The organism is Derxia lacustris (assembly GCF_002105195.1).
Classification (GTDB): Bacteria; Pseudomonadota; Gammaproteobacteria; order Burkholderiales; family Burkholderiaceae_E; genus Derxia; species Derxia lacustris.
Map to the genome: position 1 here is coordinate 1 of NZ_MUHU01000048.1, position 1368 is coordinate 1368.

Below are 1368 nucleotides of genomic sequence, written 5' to 3' on the forward strand. Positions count from 1 at the left end.
GGGGTGGGCGAAGAACTCCAGCATGAGATCCCCGCGCTGGAGGATCATCCAGCCGGCGTCCCGGAAAACGATTCCGAAGCCCAACCTTTCATAGAAGGCGGCGGTGGAATCGAAATCTCGTGATGGCAGGTTGGGCGTCGCTTGGTCGGTCATTTCGAACCCCAGAGTCCCGCTCAGAAGAACTCGTCAAGAAGGCGATAGAAGGCGATGCGCTGCGAATCGGGAGCGGCGATACCGTAAAGCACGAGGAAGCGGTCAGCCCATTCGCCGCCAAGCTCTTCAGCAATATCACGGGTAGCCAACGCTATGTCCTGATAGCGGTCCGCCACACCCAGCCGGCCACAGTCGATGAATCCAGAAAAGCGGCCATTTTCCACCATGATATTCGGCAAGCAGGCATCGCCATGGGTCACGACGAGATCCTCGCCGTCGGGCATGCGCGCCTTGAGCCTGGCGAACAGTTCGGCTGGCGCGAGCCCCTGATGCTCTTCGTCCAGATCATCCTGATCGACAAGACCGGCTTCCATCCGAGTACGTGCTCGCTCGATGCGATGTTTCGCTTGGTGGTCGAATGGGCAGGTAGCCGGATCAAGCGTATGCAGCCGCCGCATTGCATCAGCCATGATGGATACTTTCTCGGCAGGAGCAAGGTGAGATGACAGGAGATCCTGCCCCGGCACTTCGCCCAATAGCAGCCAGTCCCTTCCCGCTTCAGTGACAACGTCGAGCACAGCTGCGCAAGGAACGCCCGTCGTGGCCAGCCACGATAGCCGCGCTGCCTCGTCCTGCAGTTCATTCAGGGCACCGGACAGGTCGGTCTTGACAAAAAGAACCGGGCGCCCCTGCGCTGACAGCCGGAACACGGCGGCATCAGAGCAGCCGATTGTCTGTTGTGCCCAGTCATAGCCGAATAGCCTCTCCACCCAAGCGGCCGGAGAACCTGCGTGCAATCCATCTTGTTCAATCATGCGAAACGATCCTCATCCTGTCTCTTGATCAGATCTTGATCCCCTGCGCCATCAGATCCTTGGCGGCAAGAAAGCCATCCAGTTTACTTTGCAGGGCTTCCCAACCTTACCAGAGGGCGCCCCAGCTGGCAATTCCGGTTCGCTTGCTGTCCATAAAACCGCCCAGTCTAGCTATCGCCATGTAAGCCCACTGCAAGCTACCTGCTTTCTCTTTGCGCTTGCGTTTTCCCTTGTCCAGATAGCCCAGTAGCTGACATTCATCCGGGGTCAGCACCGTTTCTGCGGACTGGCTTTCTACGTGTTCCGCTTCCTTTAGCAGCCCTTGCGCCCTGAGTGCTTGCGGCAGCGTGAAGCTTATCGATGATAAGCTGTCAAACATGAGAATCTCGAGAAGCTTCCC

At 58.1% G+C, this 1368-nt stretch carries 1 protein-coding gene and 2 pseudogenes; all 3 read right to left on the reverse strand.

Translation table 11 applies throughout. The features are described 5' to 3' along the window. A pseudogene (locus B9P64_RS31370) lies at nucleotides 1–153 on the reverse strand (bleomycin resistance protein); the annotation flags it as partial. Nucleotides 154–173: 20 nt separating this feature from the next. Next, on the reverse strand, nucleotides 174–968 hold the full coding sequence (locus B9P64_RS21640) for an aminoglycoside O-phosphotransferase APH(3')-IIa (RefSeq protein WP_000572405.1): 795 nt from the start codon (nucleotides 966–968) through the stop codon (nucleotides 174–176). A gap of 28 nt (nucleotides 969–996) precedes the next feature. Continuing rightward, nucleotides 997–1368 (reverse strand): annotated as a pseudogene (locus B9P64_RS21645) (IS4 family transposase); the annotation flags it as partial.